Origin of the sequence: Succinivibrio dextrinosolvens, from assembly GCF_900116345.1 — a bacterium.
In the GTDB taxonomy this organism is placed as follows: Bacteria; Pseudomonadota; Gammaproteobacteria; order Enterobacterales; family Succinivibrionaceae; genus Succinivibrio; species Succinivibrio dextrinosolvens_B.
This window is the reverse complement of record NZ_FPAH01000007.1, coordinates 52,581-70,387: the sequence shown is the minus strand read 5'-3', so window position 1 is coordinate 70,387 and position 17,807 is coordinate 52,581. Positions and strand designations below refer to the sequence as shown.

Below are 17,807 nucleotides of genomic sequence, written 5' to 3'. Positions count from 1 at the left end.
GGGGCATTTTATGGACAAGAAAACAGTTGTTATCGTAGATCATCCAAACTTTAGCCAGTCAAATGTTAACCGCAGATTTGTCGATGAGATGCGAAAATATCCTGACGAGATTCTGATCCATAATCTTCAGAGTGTTTATCCAACCGGATTTATTGATGCCTCAAAAGAGCACTGTGTGCTTGAGAATAATGGAACTGTTGTTCTTCAGTTCCCATTCTACTGGTTTAACTGCCCACCAAAGATGAAGGAATGGTTTGATAAGGTTTTAACCTCAAACTGGGCCTTCAAAGAAGCCTACCACCTTGAGAAAAAGAAGATTGGTCTTTGCATTTCCTGCGGAAGTGAAGAGGCTGCCTATACAACCTCCGGCAGACATCACCGTAAGGTTGAAGACTATCTTGCCAACATTCTGCATGCTTTTGAAATGTGTCGTGTAGATTACATCGGCAGCTTCATTACCTACGGAATCAATGATACTGAAATTGTAACCGCCGATGTGATTGGTCAGAGAGCCAGAGATTATATCGAGTGGCTTAAATCAATTGCCTCTTAATTCTTGAACAGCATCAGATCAAGCTGTTCAATAGTTCTGTTTAATGCGCCTTTGCCCTGCTGCTGAACGTCCAGTGCCATTACACCTGTGTTCTGCAGAAGGTTCCTGTCTGAAAGCAGTTTGATGATGTAAAGCGCAAGCTTATGTTCATCTTCGGCAACAAAGCATCCACCTGTATCAAGCAGCTTTTCAAACTGCTCCTCAAAGTTTCTGTAGATAGGTCCTGTAAGTAGTGGCAGACTGAAATAGGCTGGCTCTAAAGGATTATGTCCGCCTATATCTACAAGACTTCCTCCCATAAAGATGAGATCACACAGACCGAAATAGGTTTCAATCTCGCCCATGGTATCACCAACCATAACATCAGCATTGAACAGGGTAATACTCTTCAGTTCACTCTTAAGCGCAAAGGAGATGCCTTTATCATTCAGATAGCTGCAGACACTATCTGTAACAGTCTGATGCCTTGGAACAAACACCATCTTCAGATCTGGAATAGTCTTTCTGGCCTCGATGTAGGCATTAACCACAGCTTCCTCTTCGCCATCATGAATACTGATGGCTCCGAATACATTCTCACTTAGAATCTTACGTCTGATCTTCTTGGAATCCTCAAACATCCTTTCTCTTGGTTTGAGATCATATTTGATGTTTCCTGTTACCACGGTATTCCTGGCAGGGACTCCGATCTTCTCAAAACGGTCCTTGTCAGCATAGGAGATGCACATAACCTTGGAGAGCTTGGAGCCAATCAGATCCTGTACCAGATTCTTGTGCTTGAGGTACTTCTGACAGTTCTTCTCCTGCATTCTGGCATTGATGATCATCACCGGACATTTTCTTTTTGCTGCTATATCCAGCATGTTTGGCCACAGTTCAGTATCAATGATGATCAGGGCCTCAGGGTTAAAATGTTTAAAGAAACGGGAAACGGCAAGGGGACTGTCCAGCGGTGAAAATTTGACCAGCACGTTCTCAAGTGAGGAGGCTGACTTTGCACCTGTAGTAGTCATAGTGGTAATAACAATTCTGTCGTTTGGATGATTTCTTCTGAACTCAACGATGAATGGCTTTAGCGCGTTGATTTCGCCAACTGATGCTCCGTGAAACCAGATACAGCTTATCTCGGTTTCTCTGTAATAGCCTAGCAGTTCAAAAATTCTTCTGCCATAGGGAGGATCACGACGTTTCTTGTATGCAAGAAATGCCGCACCAAGAGGGGCAATAAGCAGAGTGACAAACTTATACAGGTAAAGGGCAAAACGTGATGATAATTTCATAACACTCAAATTAAATAAAGGTTAACTAATTATTATTCTTTGGCTTTATGCTCTCAGATAACTTCCTCGACGATGATGAAATCATCTGACTTTTCTGTTAACTGAATGACTTCAGAGAGCTTTAATTTATCTATGCCACACATTTGAGCAACGATTTCAGGGCAGAAAAAATCATAAATCTTTGTGCCGACGTAGATTTCATCGAAACAGCCCATTTCTCTATAGATTTCTTCGAATTCTTCGTCCGATAATTCTACCTTTAATTCCTTATCCAGAATTTCACGTATTTTCCTATGCATGAGACCAACTCCATATTCAAGAGTGAAACTCTGAAGCGAATCACTGTATGTATCGTGAAAAAAGCCACAGCCACTGCAGTAGGAGGCATGTTTATCTCCGTTGTATTCTTCTTCAAGAAATTCATTTACGGTTATATCCGCAGAGATCTTTCCTGCCTCTACAAGCTCACCTGAACAGTCATAAGGCGGATCGTAGGTATGATCTTCCTCATAATGGACTGGCATATCAGGAGTAAGATAATTATAGATTTCCTTGATAAATCCATTACGAAGCTCCTCTAATCGATCGTCAACTTCTCTGTTGATCTCATAAACGAGTCTGGCATAGTGATTATTGATAAAATCTATGTATTCTTTAACCATAAAGACAGCCTTCCTAGAAAGACAGAAGCTGTTCAAGTTTCTCTATTACCATCTGAGGTGTAAGTTTCTTCAGACAGGCATAGGTTTCAAATTTACAGGTTCTCTTAAAGCATGGATGACATGGTTCATCCGATTCCACACAAACAGCCTTGTCTGACAGAGGAGGCGTGTAGTTGGTGGAAGTTGAACCGAAGATACAGACCTGAGGAACATCTGCTGCTGCAACTGTGTGCATCAGACCTGAATCATTACATACAGCTGCAGTGGAGCTGCCCACAATATCCAGAGCCTCGGTCAGGTTGGTCTTGCCTGCTATGTCTGTGAAGAAAGGCTTGGTGTCTTCAGATAAATGCTCGTAGATTTTGGCAACAGTCGGAATATCCTTTTTAGATCCGATGCCGATTACTCTGCCGCCTTTTTTTATCCACCACATTGATATTTCAGCAAAATATTCAACAGGCCAGAGTTTTGATGGGCCGTAATTAGCTCCGCAGCCTAAAATCAGATTCTTCTTTGAAAAATCCAGTCCAAGCTCGGCGGCTCTTTTTTCATCAAGTGGTCTGGTTTCAAGCTTAGGATAGGAAAACTTAGGTAAATCCTGAGCAGTCTTAACTTCATTTCTGTCAAAGGCAAGGGCAACATAACGCTGAACCATCAGAGGAAAATCCTGCTTGTTGGTACGCATATTGTTGATAAGAATATATCTTGACTCTCCCTTAAAGCCACGTCTGTCAGGAATCTTTGCAAAGAAACCGACAAATGCTGACTTTAAAGAGTTAGGCAGAATGAAAACTGAGTCGTAATGACTGTCACGGAACTTTTTGCCCTCAGCATATCTCTGTTTGAGATTGAAGGCGCCGTGTTCAAACGGATTGATGAATTTTCCTGACAGCTCCGGCATTCTGTCCAGTATAGGCATGGTATAGGCAGGAGCATAGATATCAATGATACATTCAGGATCCTGCTCTTTTAAAACTTTATAAAGGCTCTGAGACATAATCAGATCGCCAAGCCATGAAGGTGAGATTATCAGGTATTTTTTGTGGGTATTTAAAGTCATATCTCTATTTTGCCTATTGCTTAACAATATGTTTCTTAAGCAATATATCCTATAACTGGTGGTGTCTTTCACCTTATCAAACAGCAAGGGTGAAAGCTAAAATTGTTCTTTTATTGAGGAGTATTTGTTCTCTCCTCCTACTATTGTAGCCTATGTTTGTCTTTTAAATCATGATTTTTCAGTGCATATGTCCATTGTTTGTACTGATTAATTGTGCTTTGCAATGTGTTTTCTATCTTTGATGCTTTATAATGTTCGTATCTATTAAGTTTTAAGGAATTATTATGATTATCGTAACTGGTGGATGTGGCTTTATTGGCTCAAATATCGTTAAACATTTAAATGATCGTGGTATTAAGGATATTTTGGTTGTTGATAATTTAACCAACGGCCATAAGTTTATGAACCTTACCGATCTGGATATTGCCGACTACATGGATAAAGAAGACTTCATGAAGCTGGTATTAGATGAGAAGGCATTTGATTCCAAATACGGATGCAAGAATATTCAGGCTATCTTCCATGAGGGTGCCTGCTCTGCTACCACTGAGTGGAACGGCAAGTACATCATGAAGAACAACTATGAGTACACTGTAAATCTTTTCGAGTTTGCTACTGCTCATAGAATTCCTTTCTTCTTTGCTTCATCTGCATCAACCTACGGTGACGGCAATGTATTTGTAGAAGACAGAAGCAATGAAGGTCCGCTGAATGTTTACGGCTATTCTAAGTTCCTGTTTGATGAATACGTAAGAGCAAGACTGCCAAAGATTAATTCTCAGGTTGTTGGTCTGCGTTATTTCAATGTATATGGTCCTCGTGAGAGTCACAAGGGTTCAATGGCATCAGTAGCCTTCCATCTGAACAATCAGATGCTGGCAGGTGAGAATCCAAAGCTGTTTGAAGGTATTGACGGTTATGAGAACGGCGGTCAGCTGCGTGACTTCGTTTATGTTGGTGACGTTGCTGAGGTTAACCTGTGGTTCTATGAGCACAAAGGTCCATCAGGAATCTATAACTGCGGTACCGGTCGTGCTGAACCATTCCTGAATATTGCCAAGGCTGTTATCAAGCACCATGGTCACGGTGAGGTTGAGTTCATTCCATTCCCAGAACATCTGAAGGGACACTATCAGTGCTTTACTCAGGCCGATCTGACCAAGCTGCGTAATGCAGGCTGTGATATCGAGTTCAAGACTGTTGCCCAGGGTGTAGCTGAGTACCTGAAATGGCTGAATTCGAAATAGTTGACGATTTTACCTATGAAGTCTGCCTTCTTCCAAGGGAGAAGGCCTTAGGTTTCGTAGACCATTTAAATTCCATTGGTATCAAGGCTAAAATCAAGGAAAGCTACTCTGGGCATTATGGTGTGTTCGTAACCAACGAACTTGATATGGCCAGGGCTAAAAGAGAAGTTCTGAGATTTGCAGGCTCTCCTTTTGACAGTTCATTTACCAAAGCTTCATGGGAGCAGGGTAAGACTGTACGAAACGTTAAGGAGATTAAATCCTCTCTGTATCTGCCAATGTCCTTTGACATTACTTCCCTGACTACCATTGTGGAGCTTATCTGTATTGCCCTGTATGCTATATCTCTGTTTAACGAGGACTGGGTAATTCAGACCTTTGCTTTATCCAGACAGGATGTTTTCAGTTCAGTTACTGATTACTACCGTCTTCTGACACCTGCCTTTGTACATTTCGGATTTATGCATATTGCCTTTAATCTGGTGATGTTTGAGGCATTAGGCAGACCAATCGAGAAAACCTTCGGCAAGAGCAAACTGTTCTCTCTGATAATCAGTATTGCCCTCCTGTCAAATGTCCTTCAGTACTGTTTTATGACTGACAGCTATGGATATTTTGGCGGTCTGTCCGGCGTGGTATACGGAATTATCGGTTACTGCGGTGTTCTTTCCAAACGTGAAGATCTCCCAGAGTCCTTCATTATCCCAAGAGGTCTTCTGACTGTAAGTATTATCTTCATTCTTCTGGGATTCCTGTTCAGCGGAATTGCCAATCTGTGTCATTTAGGCGGTGTTGTGATTGGTATTCTCTGGGGCTTCTACGATCTAAAAAAGAAGAAGCTTTTCTAACGTATCTGTCTTAATGGTTTTCCTATGCTGTAAGGAAAGCCATTTTGTGCTGTTTCTTCCTTTACAGAACCTAATCTGCCTACTATATTTGGTTTAACCGTTAGGTTTGTCCTTTTTACGTCGGTAAAGCAGATTATGAGCCCAAAGACAGCTTTAAAATACTCAATCTTATTTATGGCTTTAGGTTCTGCCGGCTTATCTGCAGAGGCTGCCACTGTCTATAACAAAAATGGAACCTCTCTGGGTATTAACGGTCGTATACAGTCGGTTTTCTATAGTAATAATTACAATCTGGCCGGTGATCATGACTCCTCCATACATAATTCAGCCCGTTTCGGTTTAAGGGGAAAAGTCAGAATAAACAAATGGGCCTCTGCACTTGCCTATGCCCAGTGGGATATGAACAGTACCGGTGAAGGTAATGGTGCTAAAGCCCGTGAACAGTATGTTGGTGTGGACTTTAACAGCTACGGTGTACTGACTGCCGGTAAATTCCGCGATGCCTCATATTATGCGGAAAGTGTAACTGATAATTATGAACAGGCTGCCGGTACATTACAGGGGCATTTTGATCATTCCCGTCGTCCTGGACAGTTTATGTATACCTACGAGAATTACGGTTTTCATGGTCAGTTAGGCTTACAGACAGCACAGGATCGCGTAGCTCTCCTCAAGAACAAGTTTAATAATCTTGGCAGTAAGTATAAAGACAGCTGGGATATAGACTCTGGCTTCAGTTCTGCCCTTGGTTATACTTTTGATGATGTCTGGTTTGGTCCGCTATCTGTGCGAACCGGTTACAGCTATATCAAAGGACAGACCGGGCGGGATATCAAAAACAGAGCTTTTATAAACTTTAAACACGCTGCTGCCGGTATTTCCTGGGGAAATATAAGTTCAGGCTTTTATGCTGCAGCTTTATATGATTACTGCAAGGTTAACTTTAAGGCTAATGACTGGCTGGAGATTAAAGGCTTTGAGATATCTGGAGGTTATGCCTTTGACAGTGGTATTTCTATCTTAACAGGATACGAAGCTGCATGGTTTGAAGAAGATCGTTCAGAAACTCATAGGATTAAGAGAATACCTCTGCTATTAAAGTACAAGCTGAATCCTAACTTTAGTATCTGGTCTGAGGCTGGCTTCAATGCAGGTTCTGATCATAAGAAAGACTTTGGAGCAAAGAAATACACAAAGAGGGTAGACAGGAGTGTTTTTTCCATTGGAGCTCGCTATACCTTCTAACGGATAGTTTTAGCTAATCTGTTATTAAAAAAAATGGGGCAAAATGCCCCATTCTCATCCGAATAATCTGAGATTATTCTTCTTCTAATTTTACGATTGACTTACCGGTCATCTCTGCAGGAATCTCCATTCCCTTCAGGTACAGCATGGTAGGAGCGATGTCTGACAGTCTGCCGTCCTTACGCATGGTAGCCTTTCTGCCGTAGTAAATGAATGGAACTGGCAGATTGGTGTGAGCAGTGTAAGGAATGTTCTTCTCAAGATCCTTCATTCTCTCACAGTTACCGTGGTCAGCAGTGATTAAGCACTCACCGTCAACCTTCTTTAATGACTCGATAACACGACCGATGCAGCTGTCAACAGCCTCAACAGCCTTAACTGCGGCTTCAAATACACCAGTGTGACCAACCATATCACCGTTAGGGTAGTTACAGATGATCATGTCGTACTTGCCTGACTCAATAGCCTCACACAGCTTGTCGGTAAGTTCCTTTGAGCTCATCTCGGGCTGCAGATCATAGGTTGCAACCTTAGGACTCTGGATCAGAATTCTGTCTTCACCTGGGAATACAGTCTCAACACCACCGTTGAAGAAGAAGGTTACATGAGCATACTTCTCAGTCTCAGAAATACGTAGCTGAGTCATACCCTTCTTAGATAGCCACTCACCTAGGGTGTTGGTTAAATCTGCTGGTGGGAATGCACATGAAGTCTTGATGTCTGCAGCGTACTGGGTCAGCATTACGAAGCTTGCCAGTTTTGGAGTAACTTCACGCTTGAAGCCGTCGAAGTCAGCGTTAACAAATGAACGGGTAATCTGACGAGCGCGGTCTGCACGGAAGTTCATGAAAATCAGTGAGTCGCCGTCGGTTAGAGGAGCCTTGTCACCGATTACAGATGCCTTGATGAACTCATCGTTCTCATCACGGTCGTAAGCAGCCTGGATTGCAGCTTCTGCTGAATCAAAGGCACCGAACTCGCTCTTGCCCTGGGTCAGCAGATCATAAGCCTGCTGTACACGATCCCAGCGGTTATCTCTATCCATTGCATAGTAACGGCCAACAATAGTTGCAACCTTACCTACACCAACTTCCTTGAATGTGTTTTCGATAACCTTTACGTACTCTAAAGCTGAACGTGGAGCAACGTCACGTCCGTCAGTGAATGCGTGGAAGTAGATCTTCTTAGCGCCACGCTTTGCTGCAAGCTTGATCATTGCAACAATGTGGTCCTGGTGAGAGTGAACACCACCTGGTGACATCAGACCCATGATGTGAACAGCTTTGTCCGCCTTTGCTGCTGCATCAACAGCTTCACATAAAGTCTTGTTCTCAAAAAAATCACCATCAGCAATAGCCTTACCGATTCTGGTTAATTCCTGATAAACGATACGGCCTGCACCGATGTTGGTATGACCAACTTCTGAGTTACCCATCTGACCGTCAGGCAGACCTACATCGATACCTGAAGCCTGAATGTCAGTATTTGCATAGTTAGCAACCAGGCTGTCTAGAACTGGAGTCTTACCTGCTTCAACTGCGTTAAACTCTTTAACTGGATTATCTCCCCAACCATCCATGATAATCAGGGCAAGTGGTTTCTTGTTTGCCATACTTTACTTCTCTTTATTAAAAATAATCATGTTCTGCAGATAACAGCCGAACACGACAGGTTATAAAACTTATGCTATTTTAGCTTGTTTTCGTGAATTTTTAACGTCTTTTGTGGAAATATTCTCATTAATTGAAAATTAAGCGCAAAAAGCTAAGAAAATACTTAAAAATTAAGATGTTATGTATAGTTATTAATATGATGCAAAATAGCCTGAAGCGTTATTCACAAAACATAATGTGTTTAAAAGACTGAACGACCGCATTAACAGCGGTTCTAAATGTGATTAAGATGTTTTTTGCGTCGCTTTAAATATGATAAAATCATGAATTAAATTTTTTAATTAAACAAAAAAGAGGTGTTGTTGTGGGAGATTTTTTCTCATCTGTTGATTTTCAGGAACTTTTAGCTTTCGCCGAGCGTCACACCTTGATGGTTTTTGTATTTATCGCTGTTCTGGCAGGATTAATCTATACCCAGGTTCGCATCATGCTTGCACGTATTCAGAAGTTAGGCTCAAATGTTGCAACCGCAATGATTAATCATGAGAACGGTGTTTATGTTGATGTAAGACCTGCAAGTCTGTTTGCTAAAGGTCATATCGCAGGTGCTGTTAATATTGTACTTGTTGACATCAAACAGGGTAAATTAAACCGTATTGAAAGCTACAAAGATAGACCTGTTGTTCTTGTTGGAAAGGACAAGATGGACTCAGACTGCTTCAATGCAGCTGTTTCATTAAAGAAGCAGGGATATACCAAGGTTTATTCTTTAGAAGGTGGTATTGCTCAGTGGGCAATGGACAACCTTCCATTATCAACTAAAAACTAATAACTAATTCATAAGGAAATAAAAATGTCAGATAACGCTACTTCACAGCAGAATCAGCCAGCTTTTGATATTCTGCGTCTATATTCAAAGGACTGCTCTTTAGAGACTCCAAATATTCCACAGATCTTCTCTAAGGAGTGGAAGCCAGAGATCAAGATTGATTTTGAGGCTAAGCCATTGAAGCTGAACGATGAGACCTATGAGGTTGATTTAAGAGTAACTGCCACCTGTAAGCTAGGTGAGGAAGTTGCCTTTATCTGTGAGGTTCACCAGGCCGGTTTATTCCTAATCAAGAATGTTGATGAGGCTACTCTGGATTATCTGTTAAGCGGTGTTGCTCCTAACATCCTGTTCCCATATGCCCGTGAGCATATTTCAACTCTTGTTAACAAGGCAACCTTCCCACCACTAACTTTACGTCCAATTAACTTTGAGGCTATGTACCGTGCACGTCAGCAGGAAGCTGCTGCCAAATCAGACGTAGCAAACGGTGCTGAATCAGAACAGGCTCCACAAGCTTAATTAACTATGGGCATTTTTAATAGTGTCTTAGGTGTTATAGGTGCAGGTTCCTACGGAACCGCACTGGCCCAGTCTACAGCATCAAAGGGGCTTCCTGTGATGCTGTGGTGCAGAAAGCCTGAGACTGCAAAACTTCTTCAGACCTCAAGAGAAAACGCCAAATATCTTCCTGGCATCCGATTTGAAGAAACTCTTACTGTTACCTCTTCTCTAGAGGAGGTAATGTCCAGCTGCAGAGATATTCTGGTGGTTGTTCCATCTCATACCTTTGCTGATGTGCTGACTCAGATAAAACAGTATCTGACTTCGGATCATAGAATTGCCTGGGCTACAAAGGGTATGGATCTGAATACAGGCAAGCTCTTAAGCGAGGTTGCAACCGATGTGCTTGGATCTGATGTCCCAATGGCTGCTCTTTCAGGCCCAACCTTTGCGGTTGAGCTTGCAAAAGGTCTTCCTACCGCAATTGCAGTTGCCGGAACCAACAGTGATTTTATAAAAGATTTTATTGAGCTGATGCATACCAAGACCTTCAGAATTTATGAGAATTCTGATCTTCTGGGAATGCAGCTTGGCGGTGCCATCAAGAATGTTATTGCTATTGGAGCAGGTCTGTCCGATGGACTAGGCTTTGGCGCTAATGCCAGAACCGCTCTGATTTCAAGAGGTCTTGCTGAAATGACAAGACTAGGTCTTGCCTTTGGTGCAACCGAGAAATCTTTTATGGGATTGTCTGGTTTGGGCGATCTGATTTTAACCTGTACAGATAATCAGTCCAGAAACAGAAGATTCGGTTTCTTCTTGGGGCAGGGACTAAGCTGTCAGGATGCCCTAGATAAGATCGGTCAGGTTGTCGAAGGCTATACCATGAGTAAGGTTGTTCGCAATCTATGTGAAAAGACTGGTGTTCAGATGCCTATCTGCCATGAGGTATATGAAATCATATACAACGGTAAGTCTGGTCTGGATGCTGCTATGTCACTATTGGGCCGTTCTCTTAAATCAGAATAACAAATGCCTCGACCCAGAGGCATTATTCACATTGCCTTTCTTTTCTTTTTTTTCTCTTAATTAGTCTTTTAGAAATTACCAATCGATCTTCGGTACACATGTGTTCAGAAAGGAATTCTGTTATCTCTTTGAATATCAGGAATAGATTTGTTTGAATGAAGTGGGGGGGTACTATCGTGAGCTATTGTGTAATAGCTTCACGACGAGAAGGATTAAGAGGCTCTAACTCTGATGTAGTTATAGTGTTCACCGCCTAAATCGCAGAAATGACGGTTGTAGTTTAGAGCGATTTTCTGTGCTGTTTCTTCACAGAATTCTTTTGCATCTGCAGGTGAGGTCATCCAGTTTTCACCATTGCCCAGATACATGATTTCTCCTCTCTGAATTTTAACAACGTTATATTTTGTCATTAAGTTTCCTAGTTTTTTATAGCCCAGATATAAAAGGCTATTCCTATCACTGCAAAAATAAGTTTAAACATGTTGTTGCGTGAGTTCTCGTTGGTAAGACCAAACAGGAACAGAGCGTTGGATGCAGATCCTAATACAAAATAGATTAAAGGTAAAGATATGATTGAGCTCACAAAAAAATCTCCTATCTTTATTATCCAATAAAACTCTTATTTATCGTGTTTAAAAGACCACAAAAGAATACGTGATATAGATTAGATTTTACTTAGAGTGAAAAAAAAGACCTCGATATGGAAATCGAGGTCAGGAATTCTCTTCAGAGATTGGACAAAGTTTATATATTAACCGGCTGCAATAGCATTCTTTTCTGCTTTACCGATTAAATCAACAAGATCTAAGGTATTGGTTACTTCCTTGATTGCACGGACATTTGCTGCCTCGTTCAGGATTAAGCCAAGCTTACCGATTACAGATAGGTGAGCATCAGCATCCTCTGGAGATGCTATCATGAACAGGGTATCAACAGCCTTACCATCCTGTGACTCGAAGTCAATTGGAGTATCTAAGGTAGCAACCGCAATTACAGACTTCTTAACTACGCTTGATTTTGCGTGTGGTAGAGCGATACCGTCAGCAATACCGGTTGAGGATTCTGCTTCGCTGGCAAATACTGCCTTTCTGAAAGCCTCAAGATATTCGATGTTTGGATTATCCTTTAAGCTGTCTACCAGCATGTTGATAGCCTCGGTCTTGTTGGTTGCATGAATCTTAATTGAAACAGCATCCTCGTCGATAGCATAGCGAACCTTCAGGTTGTGAGCCTTCTTCTCTAAAGCCTCTGAACGAGATACTTCCAGAGCTGACAGCATGTTCTTGTAGAAAGCACCGTTCAGCACGTTATGTTTTAGGCTTGTACGATATTGTCCAGAGAATCACCTAAAGATTTGAAAATATCCTTTTTGAAAGCTGTTTTGGCGGTGGCCGCAGATTTGATATGGGTATGCTCTGCTACATGCCTCAGGTATGGACTTCCGATAATACCGATGCGGTTGCAAGACAGAGAATTCAGTATGGTACCTCCTACATGTATCCTCCTGTAACCATGGGAGCACATGTATCTGCTGTTCCAAATCATCAGCTGAACAGAATAACCTCAATGCTGACCCGCTTTACCTGTGCCATGTCAGGTAATTTTGGCTACGAGATGGATTTAGGTAAGTTAAGTCCACAGGAGCAGGAAGAGGTTAAGTATCAGATCGGAATCTATAAAAAGTACCGTGAAACTCTGCAGACTGGTGACTTTATCCGTCTGATTTCTCCTTTTGAAGGCGACAGAAATGAAACATCATGGTCCTTTGTAAGTAAAGATCAGAGTGAGGTGATTCTGATGTATTTCAGAAATCTGGTGCAGAACGGAATGCCTCTAACCAGGATCCGTTTCAAGGGCTTAAAGAAGGGGGCAAAATATCAGTGCGTAGTCCACGAGTGCCCTTCTGTACTGTCTGTAAAGCATGAGATGAGCGGACAGGTTTTCAGTGCAGAGTATCTTGAGAACAGAGGTCTGATTATGGACAAGTGCGACAGTGACTTTGCTGCTCACCTGTATGTTCTTAAGGAAGTGTAAACTAGATAGCGATTCAAAAAACAAATAAAGCAGCTATGTTAGCTGCTTTACTTGATGATTGGATTGAGGTCCCGGTCGTTTGGGGATGGCTGGAACCTTCTTTTTCTGTTAACCGTAGGTCTGGTCGGTAACCTCATGCTCGGTTACATCAACAACATCCTTGATCTGACCTGGGAATGCCTGATTCAGCTGTGTCTGAATGCCTTCCTTTAAGGTAATTCCAACCATTGAACAGCCTAGACAGCCACCGGTGAATTTAACCTTAACCACACCGTCTTCAGTAACATCAACTAATGAAACTGCACCGCCGTGAGATGCCAGTGATGGGCTTACGGTAACATCGATGAATCTCTTTAATCTGTCAAACAGGGTTGCATCAGGAGGCAGATCCTGCTTGTTTAAGTTAGGAGCATGGAAGGTCAATAGATCTTCGCCATCTTCCTCGTTCTTGGTTAAATCAATAACAGAACCATCAAGGTATTCTGAAACTGAACTGTCGATAACAATTTCAAAACCCTTCATCTGGAAGTGTTCATCATTTGATGTGATGTACTCTTTTGGACAGTACAGAATTCCGCACTGAACACCAGGGGTTCCTACATTAGTTGCAGTAAGACGAATAGCAAGGCCTTCCATTTTCTGTTTGCTGATAATATTCAGGAAGTATTCCTGTGCTTTCTCACTAACGCTGATTTTGCTCATAAAAACCTATAAATAAAAATCTAAGCTAAAGAAATTGCCAAAAGTGATCAATTGGCGCAATGCTGTATTTGTATTAATACAAAGTCTTTTTTCTTCTTTATTAACCTTTATAAAGAAGCGCAACCACCTTGTGGCGTGGAAGGTTCAGCTAATGACAGAAGGGCATTTATGCCACATGGAATCAGCGAACCCGTGCATTATACAATTTAACATAGAAATAGGTTATGACAATGTTTTTCAGTATTGAATTTTAAAATTTTTTTCAAAAATGATAATTAATGATCGAATAATTAATAAAAAATATGCACAAGTTTTCTTTTTACTGCTAAAATCGTATTTGTAACCTATCAAAAACCTGAGTTATTCTCAGATAACACTTGGAGAAAAAAATGAGCTTATTCGACGAGCTTAATTTAGCTAAATACGGTATCAGTTCTGCTACCGAAATCGTACACAACCCTTCATACGAAACCCTATATGCTGAAGAAACCAAAGCTGGTTTAACTGGTTTTGATAAGGGTCAGGATACAGAGTTAAACGCTGTTAACGTTATGACTGGCGTTTACACTGGTCGTTCACCAAAGGACAAGTTCATCGTTAAGGATGCATCATCAGAGGCTAACTTCTGGTGGACCACTGATGAGTTCAAGAACGACAACAAGCCACTATCAACTGAGTCATGGAAAGTTTTAAAGGACTTAGCTGGTAAAGAGTTATCAAACAAGAAACTATACGTTGTTGACGGTTTCTGCGGTGCTAACGCTAACACCCGTATGGCAATCCGTTTCGTTGTTGAGGTTGCATGGCAGGCTCACTTCGTAACCAATATGTTCATCCGTCCAACTGCTGAAGAGTTAAAGAACTTCAAGCCAGACTTCGTTGTTCTAAACGCTTCAAAGGCTAAGGTTGAGAACTACAAGGAGCTAGGTCTAAATTCAGAGACTGCTGTTGTATTCAACCTAACAGAGCGTATGCAGTTAATTCTTAACACCTGGTACGGTGGTGAGATGAAGAAGGGTATGTTCTCAATGATGAACTACTACCTACCTCTAAAGGGTATTGCTGCAATGCACTGCTCAGCAAACACTGACATGAACCACGAAAATACCGCTATTTTCTTCGGTCTATCAGGCACTGGTAAGACCACCCTTTCAACCGATCCAAAGCGTCTTCTAATCGGTGACGACGAGCACGGTTGGGATGATGATGGCGTATTCAACTTCGAAGGTGGTTGCTATGCTAAGGTTATCAACCTATCTAAGGAAAATGAGCCAGACATCTGGAACGCAATCAAGCGTAACGCTCTATTAGAGAACGTAACTGTTGATGCTAACGGTAAGATTGACTTCGCTGACAAGTCAGTAACCGAGAACACTCGTGTTTCTTACCCAATCAACCACATCACCAACATCGTTAAGCCAATTTCAAAGGGCCCTGCTGCTAAGCGCGTAATCTTCTTATCAGCTGACGCATTCGGTGTATTACCTCCAGTATCAATCCTTGACGAAGGCCAGACCCAGTACTACTTCCTATCAGGCTTCACTGCTAAGTTAGCAGGTACCGAGCGTGGTATTACTGAGCCAACCCCAACCTTCTCATCATGCTTCGGTGCTGCATTCCTATCATTACCTCCAACCAAGTACGCAGAAGTTCTTGTTGAGCGTATGAAGAAGTCAGGCGCTAAGGCTTACTTAGTAAATACTGGCTGGAATGGTACCGGCAAGCGTATCTCAATTAAGGATACCCGTGGTATTATCGATGCAATCCTAGACGGTTCAATCGATAAGGCTGAGACCAAGACCATCCCAATGTTCTCATTCAAGGTTCCAACAGCTTTACCTGGTGTTGATCCTAAGATCTTAGATCCACGTGACACCTATGCAAATGCTGCTGACTGGGATGTTAAGGCTAAGGACTTAGCTGAGCGTTTCATCAAGAACTTCGGCAAGTTTGCTAAGTTAAACCCAGAGTTAGTAAAGGCTGGTCCACAGCTATAATCTGACTTTTGGTATTAAACTGAAAGACGACCCGGTAAATGCGCCGGGTCTTTTTTTTGAGGTTCAATATGGGCAAGCCATTTATAACTAGAGAAGGTTTTGAACAGCTTCACAAGGAATTAGATTATCTTTGGGAAGTTAAACGTCCTGAAATCACTCAGAAGGTAAGCTGGGCTGCAAGTCTTGGTGACCGCTCTGAGAATGCTGACTATCATTACAACAAGAGACTTCTAGGTCAGATAGACAGAAGAATCCGCTATCTGCGTCACTGTCTGAATGATCTACAGGTTATTGAGTACAACAAGCAGCAGGAAGGTCGTGTTTTCTTTGGTGCTTACGTTGAAATCGAATCTGAGGAAGGTGATAACCTGATGCAGATCCATATTGTAGGCTCAGATGAAATCTTCGGACGCTCCAACTGTATTTCAGTTGACGCTCCAATGGCAAGAGCTCTCCTTGGAAAGAGTGTGGATGACGAGGCTGTTGTTCAGACTCCTCTGGGTAAAAAGACCTGGTTTGTAAATAAGATTTCCTATACCAAGCCTGACTGGTTTGAAGAGATGCCGATTGTTGAGAATTCTCTTTCTTCAGATGACAATGAAGATGTTCAGATTGAAGAGATTTCAGAGGAAGATCAGAAGAAAATCGAGCAGGAATATCTTAAGACTCTGGTCCATTAATCTCAAAAAAAGTGGTTCGCTTAAATCGAACCACCATTTCCTTTAATCCTTCAAAAAGCTAACCTTCGACATCCAGCTGCTGACCTTTAGAGAAGTCCGGTGCGATATTGTTGTAGGTTTCAGCAATTACCTTTGAGGAGAAGCCTTCTCCTTTCTCGCGCTTACTATCGGCTTCCTGAGAATAGGTAGCTCCGGTTGCACCGAATATTCCTCCTAAAGCTGCCTTTATAGCAGCAGGATCAGAAATCTTCTCTCCTAAGCTGTTACCAGACAGGGTTGAGACAGAGGCTGCTGTCTTTTCAGATACAGCTGAAGTATTAGTCTGCTCTTCCTTCTGAACTTTTCCCTTGCTCTGTTTACGGCTGATGCCCTTCTTTTCCTGACCGCTTTTGATAATAGTATCGGCCTGGATATATAGATTGGAATTGGCAGGAGCAAGCTGGGCATTACCCTGGGCATTGGCCTGAGTATTAAGGCCTTTGGAGATGTGATTGATTTGAGGAATGGTATCGCGGGCAATACTATCTCTGCGGGCTTCCTGAGCCGCATGAGGAATATTTGCTATTCCTAGATTTGAGATGGTACTAGTTGCTACGTCCATTTTTCTTCCAAAAAATAATTAGATCTCCCGCTTACATATGTTATCGGTATTTTTTAACAAAAAGTTTAGAAGAAAAAATTTAACTTATTCAGATAATTAGTTTTTTTTCGATAAAAGAAGTAACAACTTTCTTAAGTAAATCCGGCTCACTTAGGAATGGGGTATGAGCAGAATTCTCAAGAACACAGCACTGATGGAAAGGAGGAATATTCAGCTTTTTGGAAAGTTCTGGCTTAACCAGACGGTCTTTTCCGCCAAAGATATGGAGACAAGGTATCTTAATTGAGAGCATTGCCTCTCTATAGTCTGTATGAGCCATGTTCATAAGACCTTCTTTGAGCACAGAAGTTTGAATATCTCCCATTTTCTCAAAGCTGTCTAAAAGAAAAGCACTCTGTTCTTTGCTCAGCAGATGACTCTGAGTCTGCAGCTTAAAGAACAGTTTGATATTACGAAGATTTTTACCCTCATCAAAAAGGTTAAGACACTTTAAAACGTATTTATAGTCAAATCCTGGCCAGTAGGGATCTGCAGGGAATCTTGGAGTGCCGCAGAGGGTTATGAATTTCTTTATTTTTCCATGCTGGTCTGTAGCACAGGCTCTGGAGGCGGCAAGGGTACTCAATGACCAGGATAGAAGAATGCAGTTATCTGGAACTGTATTTAAAAGAAGGTTGGCACCATGTCTCAGGTCTGTGGCGAATTTTGAGAGTTCTTTTGATTTGCCGTAGCCAGGCATGTCCACCAGGATTAGATAGTAATCCTTGAATAATTCGGCGAAAGGTATCAGAAAATTATGATCTGTGGCCCAGCCTGGAGTGATAACAAGAGGTTGCGCATCTGGATTTCCGAAGCAGGTACACCCTAGTTTGAGATTGTCAGTAGCTCTCATAATGATAACCACTCCACATACAAAAAGGGCG

19 protein-coding genes and 1 pseudogene are annotated in these 17,807 nt (G+C 41.9%); 10 read left to right on the top strand and 10 right to left on the bottom strand.

Annotated elements, in window-relative coordinates:
- Positions 1-10: 10 nt before the first annotated feature.
- Positions 11-553 (top strand): NAD(P)H-dependent oxidoreductase, encoded by a 543-nt coding sequence (locus tag BM308_RS03745; protein ID WP_074942978.1) that lies wholly within the window; start codon positions 11-13, stop codon positions 551-553.
- On the opposite strand, the gene BM308_RS03740 is transcribed toward BM308_RS03745, so the two are convergent.
- From BM308_RS03740 to waaF, 3 genes are read right to left on the bottom strand one after another with little or no spacing between them, the layout of a single operon-like run.
- Positions 550-1,833, bottom strand: a complete 1,284-nt coding sequence (locus tag BM308_RS03740; protein ID WP_074942977.1) for a 3-deoxy-D-manno-octulosonic acid transferase — start codon at positions 1,831-1,833, stop codon at positions 550-552. The two genes, BM308_RS03745 and BM308_RS03740, sit on opposite strands and share 4 nt — an antisense overlap.
- Before the next feature lie 53 nt (positions 1,834-1,886).
- On the bottom strand, positions 1,887-2,495 hold the full coding sequence (locus BM308_RS03735) for a hypothetical protein (RefSeq protein ID WP_074942975.1): 609 nt from the start codon (positions 2,493-2,495) through the stop codon (positions 1,887-1,889).
- A 13-nt stretch (positions 2,496-2,508) separates the two neighbouring features.
- Positions 2,509-3,555, bottom strand: a complete 1,047-nt coding sequence (gene waaF, locus BM308_RS03730) for a lipopolysaccharide heptosyltransferase II (protein ID WP_074942974.1) — start codon at positions 3,553-3,555, stop codon at positions 2,509-2,511.
- A gap of 284 nt (positions 3,556-3,839) precedes the next feature.
- Between waaF and rfaD the strand changes: the two genes are divergently transcribed.
- The 3 genes from rfaD to BM308_RS03715 all read left to right on the top strand — a co-directional run bounded on the left by rfaD (position 3,840) and on the right by BM308_RS03715 (position 6,895).
- On the top strand, positions 3,840-4,802 hold the full coding sequence (gene rfaD / locus BM308_RS03725; RefSeq protein WP_074942972.1) for an ADP-glyceromanno-heptose 6-epimerase: 963 nt from the start codon (positions 3,840-3,842) through the stop codon (positions 4,800-4,802).
- A complete protein-coding gene (locus BM308_RS03720) occupies positions 4,784-5,650 on the top strand; it encodes a rhomboid family intramembrane serine protease (protein ID WP_074942971.1) in 867 nt (288 codons plus the stop codon). Before rfaD ends, BM308_RS03720 begins: the two co-directional genes overlap by 19 nt.
- Positions 5,651-5,785: 135 nt before the next feature.
- Positions 5,786-6,895: a porin gene (locus BM308_RS03715; protein WP_074942969.1), complete on the top strand. Its 1,110-nt coding sequence runs from the start codon at positions 5,786-5,788 to the stop codon at positions 6,893-6,895.
- A gap of 73 nt (positions 6,896-6,968) precedes the next feature.
- Here the strand turns inward: BM308_RS03715 and gpmM are convergent, their stop codons facing one another.
- Positions 6,969-8,507, bottom strand: coding sequence for a 2,3-bisphosphoglycerate-independent phosphoglycerate mutase (gene gpmM, locus BM308_RS03710; RefSeq protein WP_074942968.1), 1,539 nt, complete (start codon positions 8,505-8,507; stop codon positions 6,969-6,971).
- Between the two features lie 365 nt (positions 8,508-8,872).
- On the opposite strand from gpmM, the gene BM308_RS03705 reads away from it, so the two are divergent.
- From BM308_RS03705 to gpsA, 3 genes are read left to right on the top strand one after another with little or no spacing between them, the layout of a single operon-like run.
- On the top strand, positions 8,873-9,337 hold the full coding sequence (locus BM308_RS03705) for a rhodanese-like domain-containing protein (protein WP_083425429.1): 465 nt from the start codon (positions 8,873-8,875) through the stop codon (positions 9,335-9,337).
- Between the two features lie 24 nt (positions 9,338-9,361).
- A complete protein-coding gene (gene secB / locus BM308_RS03700; RefSeq protein WP_083425428.1) occupies positions 9,362-9,859 on the top strand; it encodes a protein-export chaperone SecB in 498 nt (165 codons plus the stop codon).
- A 6-nt stretch (positions 9,860-9,865) separates the two neighbouring features.
- Positions 9,866-10,870, top strand: a complete 1,005-nt coding sequence (gpsA, locus tag BM308_RS03695; protein WP_074942965.1) for an NAD(P)H-dependent glycerol-3-phosphate dehydrogenase — start codon at positions 9,866-9,868, stop codon at positions 10,868-10,870.
- 212 nt (positions 10,871-11,082) lie between these two features.
- Here the strand turns inward: gpsA and BM308_RS03690 are convergent, their stop codons facing one another.
- The 3 genes from BM308_RS03690 to BM308_RS03685 form a co-directional block, all read right to left on the bottom strand.
- Positions 11,083-11,280, bottom strand: coding sequence for a hypothetical protein (locus BM308_RS03690; RefSeq protein ID WP_074942963.1), 198 nt, complete (start codon positions 11,278-11,280; stop codon positions 11,083-11,085).
- 8 nt (positions 11,281-11,288) lie between these two features.
- Positions 11,289-11,453 (bottom strand): hypothetical protein, encoded by a 165-nt coding sequence (locus BM308_RS13315; protein WP_177214410.1) that lies wholly within the window; start codon positions 11,451-11,453, stop codon positions 11,289-11,291.
- Between the two features lie 168 nt (positions 11,454-11,621).
- Positions 11,622-12,176: a PTS sugar transporter subunit IIA gene (locus BM308_RS03685; RefSeq protein ID WP_074942961.1), complete on the bottom strand. Its 555-nt coding sequence runs from the start codon at positions 12,174-12,176 to the stop codon at positions 11,622-11,624.
- 56 nt (positions 12,177-12,232) lie between these two features.
- On the opposite strand from BM308_RS03685, the gene BM308_RS03680 reads away from it, so the two are divergent.
- Positions 12,233-12,904 (top strand): alpha-galactosidase, encoded by a 672-nt coding sequence (locus tag BM308_RS03680; RefSeq protein WP_306705147.1) that lies wholly within the window; start codon positions 12,233-12,235, stop codon positions 12,902-12,904.
- A gap of 108 nt (positions 12,905-13,012) precedes the next feature.
- On the opposite strand, the gene BM308_RS03675 is transcribed toward BM308_RS03680, so the two are convergent.
- On the bottom strand, positions 13,013-13,606 hold the full coding sequence (locus BM308_RS03675; RefSeq protein ID WP_074942958.1) for a NifU family protein: 594 nt from the start codon (positions 13,604-13,606) through the stop codon (positions 13,013-13,015).
- Between the two features lie 389 nt (positions 13,607-13,995).
- Between BM308_RS03675 and pckA the strand changes: the two genes are divergently transcribed.
- Both pckA and greB read left to right on the top strand, forming a co-directional pair.
- Entirely contained in the window at positions 13,996-15,603 is a 1,608-nt protein-coding gene (gene pckA / locus BM308_RS03670) for a phosphoenolpyruvate carboxykinase (ATP) (protein WP_074942957.1), read from the top strand.
- A gap of 68 nt (positions 15,604-15,671) precedes the next feature.
- Positions 15,672-16,145 (top strand): annotated as a pseudogene (greB, locus tag BM308_RS03665) (transcription elongation factor GreB); the annotation flags it as partial.
- Between the two features lie 196 nt (positions 16,146-16,341).
- Here the strand turns inward: greB and BM308_RS03660 are convergent.
- Complete coding sequence (locus BM308_RS03660; protein WP_074942954.1) at positions 16,342-16,884, bottom strand: hypothetical protein; 543 nt, start codon at positions 16,882-16,884, stop codon at positions 16,342-16,344.
- Between the two features lie 88 nt (positions 16,885-16,972).
- The gene (locus BM308_RS03655; RefSeq protein WP_074942953.1) at positions 16,973-17,776 is read right to left on the bottom strand and encodes an alpha/beta fold hydrolase; all 804 of its coding nucleotides are present in this window, start codon (positions 17,774-17,776) and stop codon (positions 16,973-16,975) included.
- Between the last annotated feature and the right edge of the window lie 31 nt (positions 17,777-17,807).